Below are 25,211 nucleotides of genomic sequence, written 5' to 3'. Positions count from 1 at the left end.
CTTCAATAGCCACTCTCGCCTTAAATGATGAATCAAATTTTCTACGCATCTTTTTCATTATTTTATCCTTGTTTAAGTTACTAAGTTTTAACTAAACAAGTGGTCTGAATTTGTAGAGGTATTATAAACCTTATCCTACGGATCAATGGGTGACTATCAAAGAATACTGTAAAAAATTCGGAATAGAAGATACGCAGACTGTTTCTGACTGGATTGAAAAAGGCATCATACCGGAAGAAAATATGCTGATAATTCCCGAGTATAATAACATACGCATGATCAAGGCTGTACCGTACCATGATGTTTAACATCGTGTTTGTTTGATGTAGTGCTTACACCCCGTTCAATTATGTTCGGGGTGTTACATACAGCAAAAAGCCGAACATTTGCATCCGGCTTTTTAGTAATTACTTAAATCATTAAGGCGGATTTAAACAGGCAATCCAGGAAGCACTGTCTTAATTACAACTTTGACTGCTGTCTTAACTGCATTTGCTATTGCGTCAGCAACGGCATCCACAATGTCTGCAATTACATTACCGCCTTGTAGTTCAATTAATTCCTTTGAACTTAAAGGATCGAGATTAAATTCGTTCAAGTTTTTCATGATTTTAGCAAAAAGTTAAAAAATGGATTTGAATACCTTGTTCAGGTTTATATCCAACTCCCTTCTTATTTGTTACCAGCTTTTTTCACAAATCATAAATGAATTGGCAAATTGTGAATCATTTCTGGATCAAGCGGACAGGAAAATGAAACTCCCTCGTGAACAGTTGCTTTATTAAGGTAGAACTGACTGATGCGCTGGCGATCTGCTTTGATAGCTGCAGCAGCGAATATATTGGCAGCCAGATTAACTACCTCTGCTAATTTTATGGGATCTTGAATATGAAAAACAGATTCATACTCTAACTGTTCTCTAGCTTGATTAAGTGATTCTTCAAATGTTTTCATGGTAGTCGTTTTTTTAAGTTTTGCTAATATGGCTGCTGGCCTTATATCAATTTAAATCCTATATTGTTACTGTAAAGATGGAGTACTTTATGTTAACAGCTAAATGCATATATTCTATATTTTTATTACATTAGTCATATTTATTTGTAATATAAATTCGTATCTTCCCAGATTATTCTGGTAATTATTTTCTCATTACTAAAATTCTTTATTTGTAATCCTTCGCCATTTCTCTTTTGCATCATACCGGCAATGGCAAGCCTGACAAAGTGCTTTTAACCGATCATCGGTAACTTCATGATTGGATTCGTCATGATCCAGATGCGCTATTGTCAAAATCACTTTTACGGGTTTAATATCGCGCCATTCTGTATTTTCCCTGTTGGCATCCCTTATATCCCGAAACCAAATGCTTCTCAGTTTGTAGCGTCCATCTTCATCTTTTAGAGTCAGTTTAACTGAGTAGACAGTTGACTGATGTTCAAGGCCGCATTCTTCGCATTTGCTTTCAGCGCGTTTCATGATTCGCGGCCGGATCTCTGAAAGCCAATTTGCTGGATACTTTGAATAATCTATTGGCATACGATGGATTTTAAAAGTTGAACCTATCCGAAAACCGGAGCCAAAAGTATGTCTGACAGCATGCATTACTTTCCTAAACCTTTAACCTTTATCTTAAAATGGCCTTTCGTCGTCGTAGATATCGTTGTCGTCGTCATTAGTACCGTAATGACTGCTTACAGCTTTAACTTCTTGGGCGGCACTGAATCCTTCCGGCAACTCTGATTTTGATACAATCACTTTGCCTTGAAGTGCCAAATTCTTTTCAAGCATGGTGTTGGCATCCCAGATAGTCATTGGTGCAATGTTCAAACTTTCTGCTTTCCATTTGGCCACAGCTTCTGTACATGGATCAATGGAGTAAATGGCATTGTCTTTGAATAGTCGTGACCACGACGGCTGTTTTGATGTTTCTGGAACAGTCAATCTTAAAAAGCTGCATCCGCCCATTGTGTATTCATCCAAAAAGCCGGCTAATTGATTATGTCCTAACAAGCTGACAATAGCCCAAAACTCTTTCTTTTCTTCCTGAGTAGTCATGATGTATTTGATTATTCGTGAATGATTCATTTCAACCGCAAAGCAGTACCCGAAGAATGTCGGGTGGCATGTAACTCAATCCTAAACCCTTAATCATGTTCTTTAATGGGTCTTTTTGCCATTGGCAATTTCAGCGTATTGTAATACTGTCGGCTGACCAGTATTTTAGCTTTAAGCACTTCAATCTTTTCCGGCTCAAAGTCGAATTCAAATATCTTTATCCGGTTCTCGGCAGGCAGTTTGCTGATCAGATTGTTGTTGTGTTCAATCTGAGCCGCCATTTCCATGTAATGCGGGTTTGATTCATCACAGTTGAACTTGAAGTACCACCGCTTTTTTTGCTCTGTGACGATTTCTTCCGGTGTAGGAACCAAACAATACATGAGCCGGTATTTTGTCTTTCCAGTGAGCCACATATAGCCTTGTCCCTGCCAGTAGTAATTCTTAATCAGTTCGGCTTCGGTGAATGTTCTCAGATTGTAGGAGGTCTTTACATCTTCAACGAAATCCTGCTTTTTCAGGATAATATCCGGTGTTCCTTCAATGTAATCGTTCCGGAACCGAAGCGTATTTTTAACTCTGAATTCACCGCCTAAAACCTGCTTGACAAGGCCGAGGCTATCTTGTTCACAGATGTGGCCTTTCAGCATTTCATCAGTCATTACGTCTTCCTTGTAGCCGAATTCTTTTTGAAGCCAGACATTGCGTACAAGGGTTTTAGCAGTTTCGGAAATGGCTTCACTTTTCAATCTTGGCTCTGTAACCAAGTCACCTAAACGGCTGCACCTGAAAAGGATTTCACTTTTTGGATTTGAGTTCATCGTATTTGGCGGTGTAAAGGTCTGTCAGGTTGTAATCGGAAACATGCTCATAAACTTCTTCAAGTTCTTCCAGGCTCTAGGCTTTCAGGATGTGTTCGGCAATGCGTTCAGCCTGCTTTTCAGATTCAATGTTTGCGATGTTCAACGAATCCGGCGCATTATCAACGTAATCCACGTCAATCGCGTCATTGTTAACGTCCTTGACAACTCCCTGATCAGCGATAACTGCACGCTGCATCTGAATGGAAAGCGGCGCGAACTTTGACAGGAGCATTTTAACAACGGTTTTCTTGGCCATGCTGTCAAAATCATCCTTCCACAATCCGTACCCTTTTTTTGAAGTTTGAGAGTACTTCTTTCCGTGGGCGTCTGCTTCTTCCTTGCTCATGTAAAAGCTTTTCTCAAAGCCGTTCAGGAGCCGGAAATAAGCGACATACCCAATGACTGGCAACTTCAATCTTTCCGCTCTTGGCAGCCAAGCAAACGTAATTTCACCGGTTAGAAAGTCTTCCATTTCAATCTCACCTTCACGAACATCAGAAACATTGATGGTCTTGAACTGTCCGGATCTTTGAGAAAGCTGTATGAGCCCGCGATAGCCGAGCTGAAACTGGGCCACCGTTTTCCATGTGTCTGGCTGGCCGTTTGTGCCCTTTACTTTGTTGTTGTAAGGCACTATGTAGGCAAATCCAAGATTCGGATCAATCGGCAAATCCAGACTGGCAGCAACGGCAGCGGCCATGATTACACTGTTTGCATCTGCCTTTTGAAGCAGGTCATTATTGGAAACGCAGTTGGAAACACTTACAAAGAATCCCTGCACACGTTCGCCCAGCATATCGGCAAACTTCTTCTTGATTTCGGCATTATTCATCAGTCCTTTTACAGACTGCACAATGACATTACTCATGATTACAGGTTAGTTTAAAGTTGATAACGGTTTATTATACACGTTGTAAATTCCTGCCGATCAAAGTGCAGATCGTAGCGCCTATATCCAGCTTAATCACCACGTTTTGCTGATCGAAACTCACGATGGTTCCGTACAGCGTTCGGCTGTATTGTATTCTTTGCCCGATTTTCATTGTGTTATTTCTTTTCTTTTTTGCCAAGCTTGTACGCTAGAACAGCGTAGAAAACCATCATTGCGCCGGCCATTGTGAAGTAAATGTCTGAGTGATGGAAATGAACGAACAGCCGTACCTGGTCGAGTAAGGTATCTATTGTTTGCATATTGGTTGTTATTTATTAAACTGACGAATTCCTAATGCATTTGTAGTTTCAGCAATCCAAGAGTCTATTTCTTGTATGCTTTTCTTGGTGAAATCTATTCCTTTAACTTTTTCATTAACAAGCTTTCTACCAAGCCGGTGAAAGTATTGAGCACACTTTATTGCGTTTTCTTTTCTTCTTGTCGCTTGCTTCTCCGGCGAAAGGCTACTGTATTTTGAATGACTTATTGATTTCATCCCCGTACCCGTTTAAACCAAATCCCACCAACAACAACAATCAAAAACAAGGGAAGAAACCCTACTGAATCGCTCCACAAAAGATCAGAGCAGAACTTTACAAGTGATACTTTGGCAAACCCATTTAGCAGTAAGATGCACAGGCTTAAAATGATGGCTTTCATGTCAGTGATCAGTATTAAAGTTCACAACGGCAGAGCAGAACAGGAAAACCGCAGACGCGGCAAGAAAGACCGGAAAAATAACAATGGTAAGTACGAGAGCTATTCCCAAGATCAGCACGAACAAAGCCTTCAGAAGGAAGATTAGGACAGTCATTTTGATGTATGATTGAGGTTTGAATTACGCGTAAGCTGGCACAAGTGCAGACAGATTCTTCATTGCCGTTTCATGTGCCTGCATGAACTCTTCTTCGTTGATCTGCTGAAAGCCTTTTGTATTTGCAGTATTGCCGACATAAGCAACAGCAGCAGAAGCAAACCCGGAAAACGGATCAATACAAACTCTCAATCCATCGGTTCCATTCTCAGGAACCAGTTCATAAATCACGTAAGCCGGATCAGAATCGTTTTTGAAGTAAGTGTTCATGACTATGGTTATTTACAGGTTAAAGAATCAAATGCATACCCTTGCGTCACAGAGGGATGTTCGTAGTTGTCGCGCTCCCATTGATCAAAACTTTCGATGTAATCGTACACCTCGGATAACTGAGCGTCAAAACGTTCTTTCACGGATTCAACCGTATCGTCAAGCGTAACCAAAACAGACAGCTTTAAAGTCTTGTATTCTGTCTCAACTTCCACAGTGATCAGATTACCTGATACAACTGAATCCTTTTCGTAAGGAAGAACCAGATCCAAGTACAATTCCTGAGTATACTCAGCAAGTCTTTCAGTTTGTGGTTGTTGTAGCTTTGTCATTTTCTCTTTTGTTATCCGTTTGACTTGTACAAATATAAATATTGTTGAAACATTATACAAACAATATTTATATTTTTTTTCAACAAATATTATGTTTTATATAAATATTGTTGATAATCAACCGGTTAATCAGTTGAGATATGAAAAGATTTTACTTTTCCGTAGAATTATGACTTAGCCAAAATAAACTATCTTGAAAACATGGGTGAAGAATCAGGGAGCGGGTTTAATGTTAAAGATTTGCTAGGTATTGCCGGATTAAGCGAGGCCTTCGTGAAACTTGCAGAGTTAATTTTTTCTACAGGAAGCAGGTTAACAAAATCTCACTTTATAAAAAAGGATGCGGACGCAAAGGCATACGAAATGCGTGCGCTTGCTTCTGCAAAGTCAGACGCCATCAGGGTATTAGCAAAAGCCAGCAAAGAGGCTGCAGAAAATTCGACAGGAGTAAGCATAAATCAAGAAGGCTATGAAATTTCATCATTACCAATCAGTGATGCAGATAAGTTATCAAGCCTGCCCGAAGTAAGTTTAGCAGAAAGAACAGAAGATAGAATTCTGCTTCAAGAAGCAAAAAAGCAACAAAATATTGAAAGTGTAACCGCTTTCGCTGCGGAGCAATTGAGCGACGATCCTGAAGTTTCAAAGGATCCAGTTGATCCAGACTGGGCTACTCGATTCTTTGAAAATGCCAAAGGTATTTCAAATGAGGAAATGCAAATGATATGGGGAAAAATATTGGCCGGAGAAATTAAAAAACCAGGTTCTTTTTCCCTTAGAACATTAGAGGTTGTAAAATCGCTTAACAAAGAAGAAGCTGAGTTATTTGCGTCTCATTCGCATAAGGTTTTTAAATTTCCAGATGGGCAACATGGGTTTATTTCAATGGAGAATAATAAAATCCTTATTACAGAATTAGTAAAAATGCAAGAATCTGGACTCGTTTTATTTAATGATTTAAAGTGGAGTAATTACGATGATGTAGAGCCTGTGACTAAACAATACTTTATCAATTATGGCGCATTAATTGAATTGTCAAACAAGACTAGAAGAGGTTTCGGCTTAGATGTATATTTTTTAACTACTGCTGGTGTGGAATTACTTAATTTAATAAATCCAAAGGAGGATTTTAAATACCTATTTGGTTTAGTCGAGGAAATGAGATCAAGTAGCTTAGATGTAGTGCCTGCCTTGATTATAGAAAGAGATGCGCACGGCAATCCCCGCGCAATAAGGGAAATAGCCAGACCTTAGTTAGCGAGAAGATTATTCTTTGCAACCTTCAGGTTGCAATCCAAATAATCCGCAAGCGAGGAGAGCATATTTGCATGAAGAGTAAGCCTTTTATCATTAGGCGTCATGAACCTAATCAATTCTGCAGATTCCCTTAGCCAATGAATGTGTTTGTATAATTCAATGTCTTCTAGCCAATCTTGTAGCACCATTATTTTACTCGTAACCAATTCCGCATCAACTAATAATTCTTCCGGACTTTTCATGTGTGTGTCAAATTTAAGTATGTAACAAATATATATAATTTCTTAGTTATTTAACTGAAAGCTAAGCAGAACTCAGATTTGAGTAGGTTACTCTGCTTGTCTACTGATTATAAATATTTGTAGGTCGAAAATTTCGACTTGCAAATTTGCACTCCTAAATTTCCGGAATACAAATTACGCCTGGCCAAATTTGATCAAACGTTGACTTTCAATAGATTATACTTTTCATTTGCCTTGTTAAACATTTAAGAGGTGAGATTTTCTTACGTTTGAAAGATCATAGCCCAACGGTGCAGTAACCGTTAAATAAGTTCGCGAAGTAGATAGAAGGAAATTGTACTTACAATTGTATTTGTAACTACAGATTACCTAACCTATCATAATATGAATAGAACTTTACTTCCTCAACACTTCTTTAAATTCCCGCTTTCCTTACTTGTCTTCGTGCAGGTAAGTGTATTCGCGCAGCCGGCTATACAGTGGGATAAAACATTTGGCTCTCCATTAAATACAGCCATGTTTAGCAGACCTAAGAACACAATAATCGATCAAACTAGTGATGGTGGATATGTTGCAATTTACATATCCAACTCCCGCATTGCCGGTGATAAATCGGAAATCAGCCGCGGCGGATCGGATTTCTGGATAGTAAAAATGTCGGCCACGGGAACAAAGGAATGGGACAAAACGATAGGTGGTCCAGGTGCAGATTACGACCCTTCTATCCATCAAACTTCAGACGGAGGTTATATTATTGGTGGCACATCGAATTCTTCAATAGGCGGCGAAAAGTCAGAAAATCGTCGTGGAACTACTGACTACTGGGTAATAAAGCTAGATAAGAACGGCAACAAGTTGTGGGACAAAACAATTGGGAGTCCTTCTGACGACTACCTGGTCGATGTGCAGCAAACTGCTGACGGCAACTATATATTGGCAGGATGGTCAATTGGGGGTATTGGAGGCGAGAAGACAGGGCCATCATTAGGAGGAGATAGTGATTGGTATCTAAGCATGTTTGATTATTGGATTGTAAAGCTATCGGATACCGGTAGCATTATTTGGGACAAAACCTTAGGAACGCCGTACTGTGACCTCATGCGATGTATGACACAAACCTCTGATGGAGGCTTTGTTTTGGCAGGCGGGGATCAACGTTTCGAATATGGAGACAGTGGTTATAAGCTTATGAAAGTATCTGCAAATGGCACTAAGATGTGGGAAAGAACTGTTCAAGGGACCGACAATGCAGAAATTTATGATATAGAGCAAACACCTGATAATGGGTTTATACTTGGCGGCTTCTCTGTTCAAGGCCCTGGTGGGGATCAGAAAGAAGACTCACATGGCGACTACTGGATTGTAAAGTTGAACCCGGACCTAAGTATAGCCTGGAGCAATGTATTAAATACACTTTTCTACAATAATATGAGAGGCTCAAACTACTTTGCCGATCTTACCCAAACTCCTGATGGCGGGTATGCTGTGCTTGGCTATTCAAGCGAACCTGGCTTGGGAGATAAATCAGAAGATTCTCATAATGGAGATTCCGATTTCTGGCTTGTAAAGTTAAATGCATCAGGCACTCAGGTCTGGGACAGGACAATTGGCGGAGCTGGCTCTGAGACTGCCATTAGCATTATTAGCACATCTGATGGCGGACTATTGCTAGCAGGCATATCTCATTCAGATATAAGCTTTGAAAAAACAGAAAATAAGAAAAGTAATTCAGATTTATGGATCGTTAAACTCGCGCCCGAATACGTAACGACCTCACCAACAATAGTCCGCATCAACTCGGGCGGCCCAGAATTTACCACCGCTACAAAAAAGACTTTCAGTGCAGATAGGTACTATTACGGCATTGACCGTATCAGTTCAATCCCTTCCGGCGACATCCTGAACACAACCAATGACGTACTTTACCGGACAGCCCGCTGCTCACCATCATTCAGCTATAACATTCCGGTTGTCAATGGCAGAGTCGATGTAATCCTTCACTTTGCAGAAACTTACTTCGGCGCACCTGGTAAAAAAGGAGGGGCAGGCAGCAGGCGCTTTCACGTTAACATTGAAGGCAACCGCAAATTGACCAATTACGATATCTTCGTTGCTGCCGGTGGCGCAATGCGTCCATCTGCTTACACGACTCAGATTGATGTTAAGGACGGCATACTGAACATTGATTTTCTTACAGGAGCCGCAGACCTGCCAAGAGTTTCAGCCATTGAAGTTATTCCGGTTAGAAACTTTACGCTACAACCACTTGCAGACGCATACGTTCAGGATGGCACAAACAACAAGGCAAACTTTGGAGCAACAGACTTTCTGGATGTGAAAAAATCATCCAGCAACTTATCAACAAACCGATCGGCTTATTTGAAGTTTCAGCTTCCTGCGGCTTCTGGTATTACATCTGCCAAGCTGCGGGTTTATGGCCACAACCATGAGAACAGCAACAATATCTCTCTGCATGCATACGGCGTCAATACAGATACTTGGATAGAATCCACCATTAACAAGGTGAACTCGCCAGCTGCATCCACAGCATCACTTGGTTACATAGCGGTCAATAACGTTTACAAGTACTATGAGATTGACGTAACCAGCTATGTGAAATCACAGCAGCAACCTGGCGATCAGGTAGTAACTCTGCTTTTGCAAGATCCGAACAACCGGAATACCAGGCTGGTATTTAACAGTAAGGAAAACGGCGCAAATCCACCTCAGTTGATCGTTCAAACTGCTCCTGTTACTGTTAGCAATACGCGTGAAGGAGTGGAGGAAATCGCTGCAGAGAAAGAAGCTGTTGAGGTGAATATCTTTCCGAACCCGGCATCCGAGATCCTGAACATTGAAATGGCAGACTGGCACAAGGTTAAAACCGTTGAGCTGCTGAACAGTCGTTCTGATGTGGTTTACCATTCTGGTGACAAGCCGGTTCAAAGTGTGAATGTTAAGGAGCTTCCGTCTGGAATTTACTTTTTAAGGATTGGGCTGTTTGATGGGGGCTCTTCAGTGAGGAAGGTGTTGGTGGGTAATAATTAATATCAAAAAAAAATACAAATGGAAGATAAAATTATTTGTAGAATTTCAATTGGAGGTTTATTAGATGATGATTTCACCTTTTATGAAGATGGGCGCATAAAACGATTCTATGATAACAATCAGTATAGTTTAAATCATACAGATTTTATTGATCATACTTATTTTAAGAATTCAAGCAAACTACCCACGCTATTGAAAAAATGTCCACCTGAGCATTTAGAGCGCATTAAACAGATACTCGGTTTAGCTGAATAATAAATTATGCAAACTCAAGCAAAATGTTAATTACGCCGCAATTAAAAGATGCCTTCCTCCAACATATTGTAAGTGAGTACAATGTTGGTCAAATTATAGAATGGCCTAGGGAGCAAAACATTCTAGGCTTAGATAAATATGCTATTGCTGAAATGATAAATCATTTTGTTAGAATTAAGCTATTCAGATATAGCATTGATAGAAATGGCAAACCTCAACCAGGTACCAAAGATTCAATTATATTTTTTATAAACATGGAAGCGCATGACTTCATACAGGAAGGCGGTTTTTATGGTAAATACCAATTGCTTCAAAAAAACATTGAAAAGCTATTGTATGAAGTTGAAAAGTTAGAGCATGCAGGAATAAAAACAGAAAACGATCTACAAACAATCCGGAAAAATATTGTTGAGTATTCGGGTTTAATTGCCAATGTGGTTGCTATTGGTGATTCCTTTAAAGATGCATTTTAATCATTAAAAATTATTAGTTAGACATTGATTTATTTAATTTGATTTAAACGTAAATGGCGCAATTACCCGAATTAGATATTAAAATGAAATCTGAAATACGTTCAGGCTTGGATAGAGCAAGAGAACTTTTAGACTCCCAAATATTATGGAAAAGTCATCAAGTGTATACACAATCCGTCCTTATTGAGGTTTTAGTGAACATGAAAGATCTGTTAATTAAGGCCGATAAATTAGGTAATCGTATTTGCTTTACGGATGACATATATCCGGATATAAATCCTCGAATAAAAATTTATGATGTGCATGATTTAATTTGTAACTACCGGGATGCGGCCTGCCATAACGATTCTTTTAGAAGACAATACGGCGATTCAGTTTTTTCATTTAATACGATTAGAGGAAAGGGGATTTTGTTTCGTTCTGGAGAATTTTCTATTGGAAGTAATTATCAAGATGAAGTCGCATATAACATGGGGATGAACATACTTTACTTAAAAAGGCATATTGAAAGGGCTTTTATAGAAGTTGAGGCATTCCTTAGTCCACTTTGCCAATTTCGCTGATATAGACGTTAATTAATTTGGAAACTTCATAAGCCTGTACATCTGTCCATCCCTGGTCTACTGTTATGAAAATTTCACGAACTAGGTTCACCATTTTTTTATCCTCAATGATATAAGGCTCGCGCATTGGTGTTGGATTGAACTGTGTCATAATAAATAGTGAAATTGGTATGTGAAATTTACTAAGTATATAACAATCTATTTGTTTATGGAATATGTTGTTTCCCCTTCGGCAAAGAATCAGCATATTCCTTCCTGCGACATCCGCAACTCAGTGTCAACCCACGAAACAACGATTGCCAAGCAACTGACTTGACAGTTCCGCAGTCACATAGGCATTCAACACGCAAGGTGTACTTAACGCGGCCAAGTTCTTTAATGACAGTCAACCGGCCGAACTTCTCGCCTGGGATTATTTGTCTGGTTGGTTTCTTCGGCATTTTTGGTATAGGTTCACTGCTAATTGAATATTGTTAGTTGATTTTGTCGGGCCCGAGCAGCTGGATTAAGCCATAAACATTCAACACGCTCAGCTGCTCCATCAGCAAATGCTTTTCGCGACACTTTCAACCATCCTTGTAAATGAACTTGATAGAGATCACAATCATATCCGCATATGATCACCATACCAGTAAGTGTATTGGCAAATTCTATCATGTCTATGTGGTCCTGATCTGTCATTTCACATTCGTAAGCCGCATTTCCTCGTGCCATATTTCTTGTTTCGTGTACGTAAGGAGGATCCCAAAAATGCAAAGTTTCCGTGCTATCATGTTGCAGGGATATTTCCTTGAAATCCCGATTTTCAATACATACTCCCCGTAGCCTGTCTACAAAACTTTCAATGTTGGCAGGATAATTAACCCAGTCTTGCGCCGGAGTAGTACCAGACCGGTGAGAATTAGCACGGAATCCAGTTGCGTACTTGGCATTTGTAGAAGCAGACCCAAAACCTGCAAAACTCCTGAATATGGTTAACCGTGCTTTCTCAATAGGATCTGAAACTGATTGTATGTCAATTTCACCTGTTTTCATAAACTCAGATCGAGAAAATGGTGTCAGTTCAAGCTGTCGTTTGAGATTTGCAGAAAGATCCGGATCTCTCAAAACTTGAAATACATTAACAACCGTATCCCATTTATCATTGTAAACCTCCGCATAAGAACGTTGCTTACGCATGAGCACTGATGCACCGCCGCCAAATGGCTCAACATAAATACGATGCTTTGGGAAGTGCGAAATTATCCAAGGAGCTAAAAGGAACTTACCGCCGTGATATCTCAATACGGGCCTTTTTATGTCAGTTATCATAATAGTTTGATTTCTTAATCTTGTTTAAGATTCTTATAAATGCAATGGGGCATTCATTACCGAAAATGCAGCACCGAATAAATAGCATCCCGAACATCATCATTCATCCGGTGTGTTAAGCCAGACTGATTTTCAATGTAACTTCTGCCAAGATCAGACCAAGAGCCGGACAGCTTTTTAAAGATGCCTTTCCGCAATGGTGAGAACTCAACAACATTGTACCCGGCTCCACGTATGATCTTGGCAATCAGTATTCCAGTTGCATGGTTTTCGCCAACATTCCGAGCTTTGGCCTGAGCAGTCCGGTAATTGCCACCTCTAAGATTGCTTTTTTTGATTTTCCATCCTGCTTCAATGAAAACAGTTGTTTCTGCAGGATCCAAATCTTTCAATTCAGTAAGCAGGTTTTCAATGCTGACCGACTTCGCAAAGGTCCATTTTTGGGTTTTGTTATTCCAGGCTGCAACGCCTGATGCGTTCAAATCTGGGTCAATTGCTACAATGTGTGTACTCATAACGGTATAGTGTATGTGTAAGGGTTAATGGCTATTCTTTATAATGCACCTTTTGTTTGTGAGCCTCGATTATTTTCTTTGCTCGTTCAAGAGATCGGCTGCTGTTGTTCCCGTTGATCTCGAACCATTGAAAAGGATAAAACCAATATTTCACCTGAGCTTCAAAACCATTGAATTCATCTTCGACAACACGGTACTTATTTTTCAGCTTCATGACTCTGCTTTGTTAAGGCGTTTATTTATTTCAATGTCAGGTTTTGTCAGGTTCTAAGCCGGGAATAAATTGAGTTGTCTGATGTGTTGCTGATATCGGGCGCAGCCTTGTTCAAAGTAGTCTTTGTCAAGTTCACAACCGTAGAAGTCAAAGCCCATGTCATGAGCAGCAATACGGCTGCTTTGAGAACCTAAATGAGTGTCAAGGATTTTGTCTCCGGGTTGAGCATAGTTTTGCAATACCCATTTATAAAGCTGTACTGGTTTTTGTGTTGGATGTATCTTTCTTTCGCCTTGTGGATTATTAATATATCCAAATCCAATCCAGTCGTATTTGAATTTTCTTACAGACGTTTTAAATGAAGTCCACGCTAATTCACAATCAGCAAAATCACTCCCATCTGTACCTTTCTTATCCCACACTAAAAAGCAAGGCGTAGGAGATAGATTATCAATAAAATAATTTCCGCCCCATATTATTTGATTTTTGCTTACTCGAAACAATTCATCAAAATATCTTTTCTCGGGCGTTTCGTTATCCCATCCCTTGTTTTCATAGTTTTTTGACTTCAATCCTTTTTGCTTGGATTGGCCTCCTTCTCGCTTTTTCCCACCATGTTCACCAATCCCATACGGCGGATCAACAATGGCCAAATCAAAGAAATTGTCTGAGTACCGAGCCATCATTTCCATGTTGTCTTCGTTGGTAACAATGCTTAAACTCATTGAACAGAACTTTTGATTTTACGTGAAGTTTTCTCAGTTCCATACAGCGCATGAATACTCTCCGCTGTTTCCATAACCTGCGAACGTCTGGCAAGCGGCATGGTCTGGTAAATTGTCTTTGCGATTTGATCAACTGTTGGCTTTTTCATGATTCTATTTTTGTCCAAAGTTTTAATAATACATTTCGTTCAATTTGCCCGGTCAGGAGAGTGAACGCCACCATTTCTCCGGTTCTGACTGGCGACTTAATGCTCTTAGCCATCAGTTCAGGTTTGGCCTGCTTTCCCATTGTCCGCAGAAAAACCTCGTAAATGCTTCCGTCAATGGTTTGGTAAGTGCCGGTCATTGTTCGGCTGCAACTTTTTCTCTGACCTCAGGAACCCGGTTTTTATAGTACTCTTCCCGGTACTGCTGAAAACTTAATTCACCGCGCTTTTTCTCACGTTCCTGCTGCTGCTTTTCCTTTGATTCGGTTACCAGCCGAGGCACACCGTTATTTTCCTGCAGGTGCTTGATTTCTTTGTTGTAGGCAGCCAGAACATCAATCTGAGGCTCACTTTCCTGTTTCTTGTAAGCTGACCGGTTTTGCTCAATCTGATGCATGCGTTCTTCGGTATCGTACCTGTGCAGCCAGTTCAGAATCGTGGAAGTGTCAAGCTTGTTGTAAACCGGACCATACTTGCCAAGTTTCGCTTGCTTGAAAGCGAACATGACTTCTTCCGGCCTTAGATACCAGAACCTTTCAATGATGCTCAGGGTGCAATCCAGAATCTGCAAGTCCGAGAATGTTTCTTTGACGTTGAACTGCTCGGCCATAATTTCCACCATCATTGCAATAACCATTTCAAGTTTTTGCGGATCGTTGTTTTTCAGAAAGCTGACCTGATGCGGCTGAGACATGGCAAGCTGAACTGTCATGTTAGCCTGAGCACGAACAAGGGCAAGCGGCACTTTATTAGGCGGGGTCTCCCTGATAATGTTCAGCAATAAGTTCCCATGTACGTTGGAGCCTTGGGCTAATGCCTGATTCGTTTGGCTTTGTATCGTTAGCGAGGTTGGCTGGTTTTCCATTTTTACGATTTTCGTTGATTTGCTTGATAATGGATTCGAACTTTGATTCAATGGTGCAGGTATCCCACTTGTTCCGGTACCAGTCCGGCAGATTGTCGATTATGTAATGAAAGGATTCAACAATCTGCTGATCGGTAGGGTCGGAGCCATGCTTTGACTTCCACTTGAATTTTATTTTTGTGATCAGTGAACTGAGCGCCTTTCCGTCTTTGCCTTGCCAGTAATAGCCTTCGTTCAATGCTTCGATCTTCTGCCTGATCTGCTCGTGGACCGAGGGAGAACCTTTTGGCGCAACTTTTGGAGAGGGAGTTTCTTTTTTTTCTTCTTTTACAGGATCAACTACAATCACCTTTTCTTCACCGACGCGATCAGCGTCAACATCTGTTTTTAAGGTTTCATTTGTTTTATTAGATTCTTTAGTTTTATATTCTTTAGTATTGGGTCGGTTAGTTGTCGGTGTAGCAGACGGTGTAGCGGTAGTATTACTTGTCGGCTTAGCAGTAGGTTTAGCGGCAGGAATTTCCGATAGGTAAAAGGGTAGATTTTCAAATGAAACCCATCTAGCCGTATATCTATTTACTGACTCCTCTATAATTGAAATTGCTCCGAAAGAAACCAAATCCTTTAAAGTTTGGTAGAAAGTTTCTTTATCTCTGATGCATGATAACTCCATAGCTTCCTTGGTTGGAAGCTGAAATTCACTTGACCATCCATCCTCATTTGCGATCTGGTAGCAAGCCGACATAAGAGACACATGAATAGACTTCACTTTCCGACCATTGGCGCGAACAAACCGCGCCCATGCGTTACCTGCCAGATATCCGTTCATTTCTCAGGAATATTAAAATGAATCAGTAGACTTGGCAGAATATTGTCCGGAATTTTAAACCATTCGCCACGTACCCGAAAGTCACTAAAGTCAAAATGGAGTTGCTTTTCATCTTGTAATGTGCCAGAAAATGAACCGAGCAGCCTTATAGATGGCTTTTCACCTTGAAGCGTTGATTCTCTGTATTTCGGATCTTTCGAAAACCCTATTTTATACAGATTATTGGCGTCATCAATCATTAAGTAAACAAATCCTATGGAAACAGATTTTGTTTTGCTTAATCGAGAAGCACGGCTTTTTTCATTTTCTTCTTTGTAATATTCTTTGAGCCGTAACTCATTCCACTCTTCTGAGAAATCCCCATGTTTATCATAAAGAGAGAAGTTATTATCAACGGCCTTCAATAGTGTTTCACATAGCTCTTTCAGTCTATGCAAATCTTCTTTACTTTTTAAAAAGCCGTTATAATGGACAGGGATGTTAAACCCATCAAGCTCTTTAATATTTCCGTACTCTTCAATAATGAAATGAGCGTACTCCGCAAGGTTTTTGTAGTCTAAGTTCATACTGATAAGTTTTCATATTCTAAGCCAAATCCATTAACAACTCTTTCAGGTCCAGCTTCGAGTCTTTCTCTCTACTGATATGCTCCTTGGCAGCTTTGATAATTGCTTCATCAACCTGACGGTCTTCGTATTTGCCGGATAGCACAGCGTAAATGTTCCCGATGGTGTACGGAACGCCCTTGTAAGGAGTCTTAAGATTAGCCTCAGACAGAATTTCAAGTGCGCGCGCAGGGAGTTTAGCCCTTTTTCCAAGTCTTTCGTACAATTTTCTTGTTTCTTTCAGCATAATCTTCAATCTTTGTTGAAATAAAATCTAAATATTATTTGCTTATATGGGTTACTGTATGTGCAAATATAAATAATGTTGAATTTATATCAAACATATTTATATTATTTAATTATGGAGGAGGAAGAAATAAAGAAACGCTTTGCCGAGGAAATTGCCTTGCTTGGTGTTAAGAAGAATACGATCGCTCAGGAGATCGGTTTTTCTGCTCAGACTTTCACAAATGTGACGCAAGGCAGGAATTTGCCGGGTGTATTGCTGCTTAATAAAATCCAGAACAGATATCCAAGCTTTGACAGTAACTATGTAGTTACAGGGAGGAGGAAGGGTGATGATTCAGAAGAATTGAAATTTCTGAAGGACGAAGTTAATTTACAGAGGGCGATTGTATCCAAGCTGGTGGGAAAGTTTAAAGGCGTGTCTTATCACCCACAGGTTGATCAGCTTGGAGCCAGTGAAATGCTTGATCGTTCTATTTGGATCAACAAAGCTTTCGAAGGCCGAGATAATTAACTCTGCGGATACGTCATAGCTGGTTTTACGAAAACCGGCAGGGATCGGCCACCATTTCAAGATCAATTATTGAAAAATGGCCCATTAGAGTACTGGAAGCGGTATAATTCAAGTACCCGCATCTCCACCAATTAAAAAATTAAAACTTACAAAAGCTCGCAAAGTTAATTTGCGGGCTTTTTTGTTTTCCGCAAATCTCGCAGCAAACCTGAGAGGCGTATTTGGGATTGAAAAAGATACGGGAAAGTAAGTGTTTGATAATAAGTTGTTTAAAGATGGGGTTCGACTCTCTCCATCTTTATTCCAACAAGTTTCAAAGCTTTGGAAGGCCCGTAGATCAACGATGCGCGGGCTTTTTGTTTGCTACTAGCTATCTTAAAATATTTAAAGTCTAACAAAAGCAAAGGGACAAATTCGGGACTGAATCTCGATAATATTTTTGGTCCCTTTTAAGTCCCTTTTGTATATGTAACTGCCTAATCAACAGTAACTTGTTTAGTAAATAAACATCTTGATTTAACAAAATGTGGTACTTAGTTTTAAATAAAAAAAGGGATGGAAGCAAGCATGACAATTTTGTTTTCGGTTAGGCAATCGAAAATTAATCGTAACAACCAACTGCCTATTTACATTCGGGTAACAATTGGGGGGCAAGGTTCGAAGTAGCAACTGGTAAATCAGTATCCCCGGAACGGTGGTTAGCTAGTTCTGGGAAAGTGAAAGGTGCAACATTAGAGGCGAAAGAAGTCAACGCTTTTTTAGACTCTTGGGCAGGTAAAGCTTTCGGCATTCAGCGGCAAATCATTCAGGAAAATTTATCAATGAGCATCGACGTCTTCAAGCAAAAGTGGCAAGGAGAAGGTCAAAACATTATCGGGCTCTTATCAATATTTGAAGAACATAATGAAAAAGTGAAACAGCTGATAAATTTGGAATATGCTCATGCAACCTACAAGCGATATCAGACCACTCTCAGGCACACCCAAGAGTTCATTAATTGGAACTTTAAGGAAAAGGATTTCGATGTCAGAAAACTCAATTTCAAATTTATATCAGATTTTGAGTTCTATTTAAAAGGGGTCAAAAAGGTTGGTCATAATGCTACAATGAAGTATTTGGCAAATCTAAAAAAAATAGTACTCATTTGTGTAAAGAATGACATTATAGCAAAAGATCCATTTTTTGCTTTCAAGTTCGCCAAGCACGAGGTTGACCGAATTGCATTGACGGAGCACGAGTTACTATTAGTTGCAAACAAAGTCTTTGAGATCCCACGCTTGGAACAAGTGAGAGATATATTCCTTTTTTCTTGTTACACAGGCCTAGCTTATGCAGACGTAGCAAAGCTTAGCAAAATGGATATAGTTGAAGGCCGATCCGGTGAAATGTGGATTAACATAAAGAGACAAAAAACGGATACGGCTTCAAGAATTCCCCTTCTACCTCCGGCGATGAAATTGCTTAAAAAATACGAAAGCCGATGTGAAAAGCTAGACAAACACCTGCTTCCTGTTCTATCTAACCAAAAGATGAATGCTTACTTGAAGGAAATTGGGGACGTCTGTGGAATAGTAAAGCCAATTACGTTTCATCTTGCAAGACACACTTTTGCCACTACTGTTACGCTTTCAAATGGAGTTCCAATTGAAACCGTCTCAAGAATGCTCGGACATCGTAGCCTGAAAACTACCCAGCTATACGCGAAAGTCTTGGACAAAAAGGTTAGTGATGATATGCAACGATTGTCGGAGATTATAGGGGCAAAATATTAGGTCACCTTTATGAAAGCATTGATTAAAATTTGACAAACAAACTCGGCAAAAGGGCAGCTAAACTAGTGGCCCTATTTCCTAAGACTGTGAGAAGCCGCCAAAAGCTTACGGCATAATGGCGGCTTTTTTTATTATACAAGAAATAAGAAGTTTAGCCGCCAGCCCAGTCGGGCACTTATTCCGATTTCTATGGTTCTGCAAAATTATACTTATAGTTTTTTTGAAAAATGCTGTTTCTGTTGACGCATGAGAACACTCGCAATATTAGTTTGTTTCTAATGGCATTTAGTACAGACATTTTGTTTTTTCCTTCTGCGACCTTTCGATGAAAATAATTCTGTAAATCTCCTTTAATACGGACACTGGATAGTGCCGCCATATGAAAGAGTGTTTTAACTTCTTTGTTGGCTTTATGAGATACCCTGCTTTTACCCTTGATACGAATACCTGAAGTATGTTCAAAAGGAGCGACACCACAGTAGCAGGCAAATTTCTTCGCCTCAGTAATACTTATAAACTCGTTCGTTGTAGCGAGAATATAAGCAGCCGTAATGAGTGTAATACTCCCCAAAATTAAGACCATCGGTTAAGTTTATTAAATTGACATAAAACCGATGAACAAAATGAAACAGAGCCGGAGAAAATTCACAGCAAAGTTCAAGGCAATGGTCGCCGTTGAAGCCTTGAAAGAACGGGAGTCGTTGAGCGAATTGGCAACCAGATTCGAAATTCACCCAACTCAGGTATCAGCATGGAAGCGGGAATTTCTGGAACGGGCTGAGAAGGCTTTCGGAGATGAAGCAGCCAAGGAAGAAGAATCTGTGGATGTTGACAATTTTTTTAAGCAGATTGGTCAGCTCCAGGTTGAAAACGACTTTCTAAAAAAAAGCTTGAAAAAAGCCGGTCTATGAAAGAGCGCATAGCACTGATTGACAGCAGCCATTCATTGAGCATTCGTCGGCAATCAGAGATCCTTAGCATCAACCGCAGTCAGCTTTATTATAAGCCTTCTGGTGAAAAGGAAGAAAACTTGGCACTGATGGAGACCATGGATAAACTGTTCCTCTCTGATCCAACTTTGGGTGTTTTGGGAATGCAGGACGAGCTGGCTGAAAAAGGGTTGGATTACAACGTCAAACGTATTCGTCGGCTGTTGAGGAAGATGGTTATTGAACCGATTTACCCAAAACGTAACCTTAGCCGTCTGGGAAAGGCAAAATACATTTATCCATATTTGCTCAAAGGCCTTGAAATTAACCGCCCCAATCAAGTCTGGGCTATGGATATTAGCTATATACCGATGAAGCATGGTTTTATGTATTTGACAGCCATAATGGACCTGTATAGCCGCTACATTGTCGGTTGGCAATTATCCAACAGCCTAGAAAAGGAAACGCAAACAGAGCTTTTACATGCAACGATATGCAAATACGGCAAGCCAGAAGTGATCAATACGGATCAAGGTTCTCAATATACCTGTGAGCACTGGGTAAGCACATTGAATAACCTTAAAATCAAAATCAGTATGGACGGCAAGGGAAGAGCAACAGATAATGCGTTTATCGAGCGCTGGTTCCGGACGATCAAACAGAAGTATATCTATCTGAATCCAGAGAAAAACGGCCTTGACCTATACCAAGGAATCGATCGTTTTGTAAAACTTTACAATTCCAGGAGGCATCAAGGTATCGATCGTAAAAAACCAGTAAATCTTTACCTGAATGCTGCTTAAATTTAATTACCAATGATCAACTGATGGTCCGAAAAATAGGGAGTACTTCGAAGAGTCTGTGGATGTTGACAATCTTTTTAAGCAGATTGGTCAGCTGCAGGTAGAGAACGATCGCCCGGCGACCCGGTTTCTAAAAAAAAACTTGAAAAAAGCCGGTCTATGAAAGAGCGCATAGCACTGATCGACAGCAGCCATCCGTTGAGCATTCGTCGGCAGTCAGAGATTCTCAGCATCAACCGCAGCCAGCTGTATTACAAGCCTGCTGGTGAAAAGGAAGAAAACTTGGCACTGATGCAGACCATGGATAAACTGTTTCTTTCTGATCCAACCCTGGGTGTTTTGGGGATGCAAGATGAACTGGCTGAAAAAGGGCTGGACTACAATGTCAAACGCATTCGTCGGCTGTTGAGGAAGATGGCTATTGAGCCGATTTATCCAAAACGTAACCTTAGCCGCTTGGGAAAAGCAAAGTACATTCATCCGTATTTGCTGCGGGGCCTTGTAATTAACCGCCCTAATCAAGTCTGGGCTATGGATATCAGCTATATACCAATGAAGCATGGCTTTATGTATTTGACTGCTATCATAGATTTGTATAGCCGCTATATCGTTGGATGGCAGCTGTCCAACAGCCTCGAAAAGGAAACACAAACGGAGCTTTTACAGGCAGCGGTATGCAAATACGGGAAACCGGAAATAATCAATACGGATCAAGGTTCTCAATACACCTGCGAGCACTGGGTAAGCACACTGAATGACCTTAAAATCAGAATCAGTATGGATGGCAAAGGTAGAGCAACTGATAATGCATTCATTGAGCGCTGGTTTCGAACGATCAAACAGAAATACATTTATTTGAATCCTGAGAAAAACGGTCTGGATCTTTACCAAGGGATTGATCGTTTTGTCAAACGTTATAATTCTAGAAAGCATCAAGGTATTGGTCGGAAGAAACCAGTAAATCTTTACCTGAATGCTGCTTAAATTTAATTATCAATGATCAACTGATGGTCCGAAAAGTAGGGAGTACTTCACAATAGCCGAAATAGACTCATCTGAGAAAGAAATAATTAGTTACGGCAGTTTAATCTTTGTACCTTACAAGAATGGAAAACAAATTTAAGGTGGGATCAGTTGTGTCGTTGCTTACGAACCCTGATCGAAAATTGATTATACTGAACTACTTGAAGCGAATTTATTATTGTGAGGAGATTGGGGATAAGGATCATAAGATGTTGGCCTACTTTGAAAGAGAATTAGTACCGTTAACAGTTAGGTAACGATAGCAATAAGGAAGGTTAAATAAGATATTCTAAGAGAGGCTTCGACCTCTTTTTTTTGTATATAATGTATTTTATTTGTATACACTCGTCGCTAAATTTAAATAATATTTGATAGTATTGCTGTTGTGGAAGGCGGTTATACTATTGCGGTTTTAACCGTCCATGCCCTGGTTCTACTTCCACAGAATCGGGGCTTATTCTATTATTAGATTTTCATACCGATCACACCCTGCATTAAGGTTTTTGGAACCGGGCGCATTAAAGAAAAACATACTACTCTATAAAGAAGATGTGGCTGATTTAACATTGGGCCAGGCAATGTTTGAATCAGGCAGCTTATTTGAAGTATTTGAATCCCACATACAGAAATGTGATGATTGTATCAGATGCATTTGAATCTGCGGCCAAAGAGGCGGCAAGAAAATTACTGGATGCATACTTGGATGCTCCAATGCCTCGAGAAGATAATAAACCAATGTATGGAGCCTGCGTTTTAAGTCAAGGGGTAATAATGTTTGGATTTCAGAAAGCAGGCAAGGCAACGATGGCACATGAGTTTTTCTGGTTTAATAAGTCTGTTTGCCTTATTACTGCGGTCTATGGCGAAGGAGGTAACAAGCACCTGAATTGGGCAACAAATTCGGTAAGCGATCTTGAAAATAAGAAACTTTTGAATGATAGTTTGCTTTATCCGCTTATTACGATTTTTTTCAAAAAGTACGCGAGCATGGAAACAAAGTACATTCAAGCAAACAAAAAGTTAAAAGACACTCAATGCAAGTATGTAAACGACACCAATGTTGGCATTACACATTTTGTTAGCAAGTGGTTTACAACCATAGTTAAGTCAGATGGTTTTAAAGTTCGTGGACATTTCCGTTTTCAACCAAAAAAGAAAGATGGAGAATGGACAAAGGAATTGATTTGGATAAATGAGTTTCAGAAAGAAGGTTATACTGCACCCGCAAGGAAGTTAAATCATGCATAATATAATGCATAAACCTATAACAAAGACCATGTTGAGTGAAAAACAAAATAAATCGTATTTTATAATTTTACTAACTTTGACCTTGCAATCAATTAACTAAAACCATATTTGCAATGTTACAGTCAGGTAAGAAGTATAAAGTTGCCGACCCAGAGATGGCCATTACCAAAGGTCACAAAACAGAAATTGAAATCGTTGAAGAAAAAGAAGGTATGTTTCGCGGAGAAAATGACTGCTGGTATTTCTCAGATGGCAGGTGTCGTTCAGAACCAGGTATGCATGAATCCGACGCAATAAATCTTATAGCGGACACTGCGGGTTGATCACAATCGCTGCTACAATCTACGAGATAAAGGGTATATTGCATCTGTAAGCAATTTGAACTGCGTACCAAACAACCCATGAAACAGTTTTACAGAATTGGCCGAGCCTAAAATTAAGTAATTCTTGATCAGACAGTCAGTGTTGTTGCCGAGTTTGTTGGTGAGAACGCTGAGGAATTGGCTGCCGAATACTGCGAATTGAAAAACGGAAAAGTGTACAAGCCCATTGAACTTCTCGGTGATGATGAAGAATCTTGTAAAAAGCTATTTGAGTTTGTTTATAACAATGTAAAGTATGAATACAAAGTTGTTGATAAACAATTTTCATTTATAGAGCTGATTGGCGACGAGATAACAGAGTTAAAGCATAGTCTCGTAATTGGGCACGATGGATATTTTGTCATGGTAAGACCTGGTCCAGAAGCGCCAATTCCTAACCAATTTGCCATTATAGATTTTGTAAGATCATTAGGCTATCAGTCAGATAAAGAACGCTACGCCATTTATTAAGTCAATGTCAAAATAATGTTAAGAAACGGTTACTATTATATGTAGTAACTGTTTCTGTTTATGAGGTCATCTTTATTTGTTTTGATTGCTGTTTACTTTGTTTCATGTACAAAACCTAAAGAGAATCATTTACATAAGATGCAAGAATCAAATTTATCTTACCTGAAAAATGATGCTTTCAAAAAGAATCTAGAACAAGAAATATTTGTCTATAAGGCGATCGATTATAGAGAAGTTAATCAGCGTACACTAGACTCGATGAAAAGTTATTGTTCAGCAAGAAGAAGCGATAATTATCTAAATCTTTAAAAAAATCAAAAGTTAATACCAATATCTAACCTGTATACGAGCTAATGAGATATAAATTATTATTGCTGTTTTTATTCGGCGCTTTAAATTTAAAGGCCCAGTCGTTGGTGATCGATATACATCAAATCTCTTTAATCAACCCTGATAGCAAATTTGCAGGTGTTCTCATTGGCACAAGCTCTGAGGAATGTGTAAGGGTATTAGGTAAGCCGGATGAAATCTCAGATTACTATTCAGAGATCGATGACGATACAATGAAGTTATACCGGTATGGAAAAAGCAAGCTTTTTTTTCTAAAAGATAAGTTGAGTATCTGGGATGTGCTGGATGACCGAATATGGGTTGGCCAGGTCAATGGAACGATTTTCAAAATTGGAGATAAATTAGCCTTTGGATCAGCAAGGCCTTCCGAGTTTCGGGGGCTGGCTATTAACCATTATGCCAGTGAGTCCAGAAACATGAGTTTTGCATTCGCAAGCACTAACGAGGTAAAAGATGGCAATTCTTACCTGGACAGCTATTTTGAGCTGCTGTTTGATTCAAATGGACTGTTGTTTTCCATTTGCAAGGGAGACAAATAATTGTCGAAAATAACCTCGGATATTTTGGCGTTACTTACCATAAAATCGATGTATTGACTACTTTTCGATAATGTCTTTACCGCTGACTTTGGTGATGTGACAATAATCAGCTTTGAACACATAATCTTCTCTAACGACCAGGTCATTGCCACGTTTGCCAATAAAACGAAAGCTGTCCTGTTGATTTTCAAGATTAGGTTGCTAGTCGTCGTTAGGACAATTTTATGATATGGCCTTCGACTGAAGTGCTGGCTGATGCCCTGCGATGAATTGTCCAGTTGCAGCGATAGAATTGTCTATATAATCTGTAAATTCCCCAGAATTAACAATCCATCAGATTGATTTTTATGAAAAAAAATAACAGTAGCCCCTTTATTCTTGCCCTTAAAGCACGCAATCTTACCGTCGAGATCCATCATCATTCCGCATATCAAATAGTTTTATCGAACGATCTTGGATATTTCGGAGGGACCATGCCAGTGATTTCGGTCAAACCGTGCCACTTTAAAAGATCATACAATGATATAAAAAAAGTCGTTGTTATTCCTGTTTGAGTATGCCTTTTCGAAGCGAGTCCCCT

General features: G+C 39.7%; 37 protein-coding genes and 1 pseudogene. 15 read left to right on the top strand and 23 right to left on the bottom strand.

Annotated elements, in window-relative coordinates; genetic code table 11:
• Positions 1 to 430: 430 nt before the first annotated feature.
• The 8 genes from FEM33_RS26410 to FEM33_RS15590 all read right to left on the bottom strand — a co-directional run bounded on the left by FEM33_RS26410 (position 431) and on the right by FEM33_RS15590 (position 4,345).
• The gene (locus FEM33_RS26410; RefSeq protein WP_161597152.1) at positions 431 to 607 is read right to left on the bottom strand and encodes a hypothetical protein; all 177 of its coding nucleotides are present in this window, start codon (positions 605 to 607) and stop codon (positions 431 to 433) included.
• Between the two features lie 92 nt (positions 608 to 699).
• On the bottom strand, positions 700 to 954 hold the full coding sequence (locus FEM33_RS15615; RefSeq protein ID WP_139012958.1) for a hypothetical protein: 255 nt from the start codon (positions 952 to 954) through the stop codon (positions 700 to 702).
• Between the two features lie 198 nt (positions 955 to 1,152).
• Positions 1,153 to 1,476 (bottom strand): hypothetical protein, encoded by a 324-nt coding sequence (locus tag FEM33_RS15610; protein WP_139012957.1) that lies wholly within the window; start codon positions 1,474 to 1,476, stop codon positions 1,153 to 1,155.
• Between the two features lie 153 nt (positions 1,477 to 1,629).
• Complete coding sequence (locus FEM33_RS15605; protein ID WP_139012956.1) at positions 1,630 to 2,055, bottom strand: hypothetical protein; 426 nt, start codon at positions 2,053 to 2,055, stop codon at positions 1,630 to 1,632.
• A gap of 89 nt (positions 2,056 to 2,144) precedes the next feature.
• Positions 2,145 to 2,876 (bottom strand): hypothetical protein, encoded by a 732-nt coding sequence (locus FEM33_RS15600; RefSeq protein WP_139012955.1) that lies wholly within the window; start codon positions 2,874 to 2,876, stop codon positions 2,145 to 2,147.
• Between the two features lie 76 nt (positions 2,877 to 2,952).
• Entirely contained in the window at positions 2,953 to 3,786 is an 834-nt protein-coding gene (locus FEM33_RS15595; RefSeq protein ID WP_139012954.1) for a recombinase RecT, read from the bottom strand.
• Positions 3,787 to 3,820: 34 nt separating this feature from the next.
• Positions 3,821 to 3,961 (bottom strand): hypothetical protein, encoded by a 141-nt coding sequence (locus tag FEM33_RS26405; protein WP_161597151.1) that lies wholly within the window; start codon positions 3,959 to 3,961, stop codon positions 3,821 to 3,823.
• A gap of 156 nt (positions 3,962 to 4,117) precedes the next feature.
• On the bottom strand, positions 4,118 to 4,345 hold the full coding sequence (locus tag FEM33_RS15590) for a hypothetical protein (RefSeq protein WP_139012953.1): 228 nt from the start codon (positions 4,343 to 4,345) through the stop codon (positions 4,118 to 4,120).
• A gap of 162 nt (positions 4,346 to 4,507) precedes the next feature.
• On the opposite strand from FEM33_RS15590, the gene FEM33_RS26400 reads away from it, so the two are divergent.
• Positions 4,508 to 4,654: a hypothetical protein gene (locus FEM33_RS26400; RefSeq protein ID WP_161597150.1), complete on the top strand. Its 147-nt coding sequence runs from the start codon at positions 4,508 to 4,510 to the stop codon at positions 4,652 to 4,654.
• Positions 4,655 to 4,687: 33 nt separating this feature from the next.
• Here the strand turns inward: FEM33_RS26400 and FEM33_RS15585 are convergent, their stop codons facing one another.
• Together FEM33_RS15585 and FEM33_RS15580 are read right to left on the bottom strand one after the other, a co-directional pair.
• Positions 4,688 to 4,933, bottom strand: a complete 246-nt coding sequence (locus FEM33_RS15585; RefSeq protein WP_139012952.1) for a hypothetical protein — start codon at positions 4,931 to 4,933, stop codon at positions 4,688 to 4,690.
• An 8-nt stretch (positions 4,934 to 4,941) separates the two neighbouring features.
• Positions 4,942 to 5,148 (bottom strand): hypothetical protein, encoded by a 207-nt coding sequence (locus FEM33_RS15580; protein ID WP_139012951.1) that lies wholly within the window; start codon positions 5,146 to 5,148, stop codon positions 4,942 to 4,944.
• 318 nt (positions 5,149 to 5,466) lie between these two features.
• On the opposite strand from FEM33_RS15580, the gene FEM33_RS15575 reads away from it, so the two are divergent.
• Complete coding sequence (locus tag FEM33_RS15575) at positions 5,467 to 6,519, top strand: DUF2806 domain-containing protein (protein WP_139012950.1); 1,053 nt, start codon at positions 5,467 to 5,469, stop codon at positions 6,517 to 6,519.
• Here FEM33_RS15575 and FEM33_RS15570 read toward each other — a convergent pair.
• On the bottom strand, positions 6,516 to 6,764 hold the full coding sequence (locus tag FEM33_RS15570) for a hypothetical protein (RefSeq protein ID WP_139012949.1): 249 nt from the start codon (positions 6,762 to 6,764) through the stop codon (positions 6,516 to 6,518). The two genes, FEM33_RS15575 and FEM33_RS15570, sit on opposite strands and share 4 nt — an antisense overlap.
• Before the next feature lie 384 nt (positions 6,765 to 7,148).
• Here FEM33_RS15570 and FEM33_RS15565 point away from each other — a divergent pair, with 384 nt between their 5' ends.
• From FEM33_RS15565 to FEM33_RS15550, 4 genes are read left to right on the top strand one after another with little or no spacing between them, the layout of a single operon-like run.
• Positions 7,149 to 9,812, top strand: coding sequence for a CBM96 family carbohydrate-binding protein (locus FEM33_RS15565; RefSeq protein ID WP_139012948.1), 2,664 nt, complete (start codon positions 7,149 to 7,151; stop codon positions 9,810 to 9,812).
• Positions 9,813 to 9,830: 18 nt separating this feature from the next.
• Positions 9,831 to 10,067: a hypothetical protein gene (locus tag FEM33_RS15560; protein ID WP_139012947.1), complete on the top strand. Its 237-nt coding sequence runs from the start codon at positions 9,831 to 9,833 to the stop codon at positions 10,065 to 10,067.
• 23 nt (positions 10,068 to 10,090) lie between these two features.
• The gene (locus FEM33_RS15555; RefSeq protein ID WP_139012946.1) at positions 10,091 to 10,540 is read left to right on the top strand and encodes a hypothetical protein; all 450 of its coding nucleotides are present in this window, start codon (positions 10,091 to 10,093) and stop codon (positions 10,538 to 10,540) included.
• Positions 10,541 to 10,593: 53 nt separating this feature from the next.
• Entirely contained in the window at positions 10,594 to 11,103 is a 510-nt protein-coding gene (locus FEM33_RS15550) for a hypothetical protein (protein WP_139012945.1), read from the top strand.
• Here FEM33_RS15550 and FEM33_RS26395 read toward each other — a convergent pair.
• The 11 genes from FEM33_RS26395 to FEM33_RS15505 form a co-directional block, all read right to left on the bottom strand.
• Positions 11,078 to 11,254, bottom strand: coding sequence for a hypothetical protein (locus FEM33_RS26395; RefSeq protein WP_161597149.1), 177 nt, complete (start codon positions 11,252 to 11,254; stop codon positions 11,078 to 11,080). The genes FEM33_RS15550 and FEM33_RS26395 overlap by 26 nt on opposite strands.
• 308 nt (positions 11,255 to 11,562) lie before the next feature.
• Complete coding sequence (locus FEM33_RS15545) at positions 11,563 to 12,414, bottom strand: DNA adenine methylase (RefSeq protein ID WP_139012944.1); 852 nt, start codon at positions 12,412 to 12,414, stop codon at positions 11,563 to 11,565.
• A gap of 56 nt (positions 12,415 to 12,470) precedes the next feature.
• Positions 12,471 to 12,929, bottom strand: coding sequence for a hypothetical protein (locus tag FEM33_RS15540; RefSeq protein WP_139012943.1), 459 nt, complete (start codon positions 12,927 to 12,929; stop codon positions 12,471 to 12,473).
• Positions 12,930 to 12,960: 31 nt separating this feature from the next.
• Positions 12,961 to 13,143 carry a hypothetical protein gene (locus tag FEM33_RS15535; RefSeq protein ID WP_139012942.1) on the bottom strand — a complete coding sequence of 61 codons (183 nt, stop codon included), beginning with the start codon at positions 13,141 to 13,143 and terminating at the stop codon, positions 12,961 to 12,963.
• A gap of 53 nt (positions 13,144 to 13,196) precedes the next feature.
• Positions 13,197 to 13,868, bottom strand: a complete 672-nt coding sequence (locus tag FEM33_RS15530) for a DNA methyltransferase (RefSeq protein WP_139012941.1) — start codon at positions 13,866 to 13,868, stop codon at positions 13,197 to 13,199.
• Complete coding sequence (locus FEM33_RS26390; RefSeq protein ID WP_161597148.1) at positions 13,865 to 14,017, bottom strand: hypothetical protein; 153 nt, start codon at positions 14,015 to 14,017, stop codon at positions 13,865 to 13,867. Before FEM33_RS26390 ends, FEM33_RS15530 begins: the two co-directional genes overlap by 4 nt.
• Positions 14,014 to 14,214: a hypothetical protein gene (locus FEM33_RS15525; protein WP_139012940.1), complete on the bottom strand. Its 201-nt coding sequence runs from the start codon at positions 14,212 to 14,214 to the stop codon at positions 14,014 to 14,016. Before FEM33_RS15525 ends, FEM33_RS26390 begins: the two co-directional genes overlap by 4 nt.
• The gene (locus FEM33_RS15520; RefSeq protein ID WP_139012939.1) at positions 14,211 to 14,786 is read right to left on the bottom strand and encodes a hypothetical protein; all 576 of its coding nucleotides are present in this window, start codon (positions 14,784 to 14,786) and stop codon (positions 14,211 to 14,213) included. Before FEM33_RS15520 ends, FEM33_RS15525 begins: the two co-directional genes overlap by 4 nt.
• A 37-nt stretch (positions 14,787 to 14,823) precedes the next feature.
• A complete protein-coding gene (locus tag FEM33_RS15515) occupies positions 14,824 to 15,768 on the bottom strand; it encodes a hypothetical protein (RefSeq protein ID WP_139012938.1) in 945 nt (314 codons plus the stop codon).
• Positions 15,765 to 16,334, bottom strand: a complete 570-nt coding sequence (locus FEM33_RS15510; protein WP_139012937.1) for a GIY-YIG nuclease family protein — start codon at positions 16,332 to 16,334, stop codon at positions 15,765 to 15,767. The genes FEM33_RS15515 and FEM33_RS15510 overlap by 4 nt, the downstream gene beginning before the upstream one ends.
• A 19-nt stretch (positions 16,335 to 16,353) precedes the next feature.
• The gene (locus FEM33_RS15505) at positions 16,354 to 16,629 is read right to left on the bottom strand and encodes a hypothetical protein (protein WP_139012936.1); all 276 of its coding nucleotides are present in this window, start codon (positions 16,627 to 16,629) and stop codon (positions 16,354 to 16,356) included.
• A gap of 105 nt (positions 16,630 to 16,734) precedes the next feature.
• Here FEM33_RS15505 and FEM33_RS15500 point away from each other — a divergent pair, with 105 nt between their 5' ends.
• Positions 16,735 to 17,133: a hypothetical protein gene (locus FEM33_RS15500; RefSeq protein ID WP_139012935.1), complete on the top strand. Its 399-nt coding sequence runs from the start codon at positions 16,735 to 16,737 to the stop codon at positions 17,131 to 17,133.
• A 716-nt stretch (positions 17,134 to 17,849) separates the two neighbouring features.
• On the top strand, positions 17,850 to 18,905 hold the full coding sequence (locus FEM33_RS15495) for a site-specific integrase (protein WP_201747769.1): 1,056 nt from the start codon (positions 17,850 to 17,852) through the stop codon (positions 18,903 to 18,905).
• 187 nt (positions 18,906 to 19,092) lie between these two features.
• Here FEM33_RS15495 and FEM33_RS15490 read toward each other — a convergent pair whose 3' ends face one another.
• Entirely contained in the window at positions 19,093 to 19,488 is a 396-nt protein-coding gene (locus tag FEM33_RS15490) for a transposase (protein WP_139012934.1), read from the bottom strand.
• Between the two features lie 31 nt (positions 19,489 to 19,519).
• On the opposite strand from FEM33_RS15490, the gene FEM33_RS15485 reads away from it, so the two are divergent.
• From FEM33_RS15485 to FEM33_RS15455, 7 genes and pseudogenes are all read left to right on the top strand, one after another.
• Positions 19,520 to 19,816, top strand: coding sequence for a transposase (locus FEM33_RS15485; RefSeq protein ID WP_139012933.1), 297 nt, complete (start codon positions 19,520 to 19,522; stop codon positions 19,814 to 19,816).
• Positions 19,813 to 20,637 (top strand): IS3 family transposase, encoded by an 825-nt coding sequence (locus FEM33_RS15480; protein ID WP_139012932.1) that lies wholly within the window; start codon positions 19,813 to 19,815, stop codon positions 20,635 to 20,637. Before FEM33_RS15485 ends, FEM33_RS15480 begins: the two co-directional genes overlap by 4 nt.
• Before the next feature lie 153 nt (positions 20,638 to 20,790).
• Positions 20,791 to 21,621, top strand: a pseudogene (locus tag FEM33_RS15475) (IS3 family transposase); the annotation flags it as partial.
• Between the two features lie 672 nt (positions 21,622 to 22,293).
• On the top strand, positions 22,294 to 22,908 hold the full coding sequence (locus tag FEM33_RS15470) for a hypothetical protein (RefSeq protein WP_139012930.1): 615 nt from the start codon (positions 22,294 to 22,296) through the stop codon (positions 22,906 to 22,908).
• Between the two features lie 113 nt (positions 22,909 to 23,021).
• Positions 23,022 to 23,231 carry a hypothetical protein gene (locus tag FEM33_RS15465; RefSeq protein WP_139012929.1) on the top strand — a complete coding sequence of 70 codons (210 nt, stop codon included), beginning with the start codon at positions 23,022 to 23,024 and terminating at the stop codon, positions 23,229 to 23,231.
• 177 nt (positions 23,232 to 23,408) lie between these two features.
• Positions 23,409 to 23,741, top strand: coding sequence for a hypothetical protein (locus tag FEM33_RS15460; RefSeq protein WP_229214264.1), 333 nt, complete (start codon positions 23,409 to 23,411; stop codon positions 23,739 to 23,741).
• A 353-nt stretch (positions 23,742 to 24,094) separates the two neighbouring features.
• Positions 24,095 to 24,631, top strand: coding sequence for a hypothetical protein (locus FEM33_RS15455; protein WP_139012927.1), 537 nt, complete (start codon positions 24,095 to 24,097; stop codon positions 24,629 to 24,631).
• Positions 24,632 to 25,211 lie beyond the last annotated feature (580 nt).

Origin of the sequence: Dyadobacter flavalbus, from assembly GCF_006149045.1 — a bacterium.
Taxonomy (GTDB): domain Bacteria; phylum Bacteroidota; class Bacteroidia; order Cytophagales; family Spirosomataceae; genus Dyadobacter; species Dyadobacter flavalbus.
This window is presented reverse-complemented; position numbering and strand designations above follow the sequence as displayed.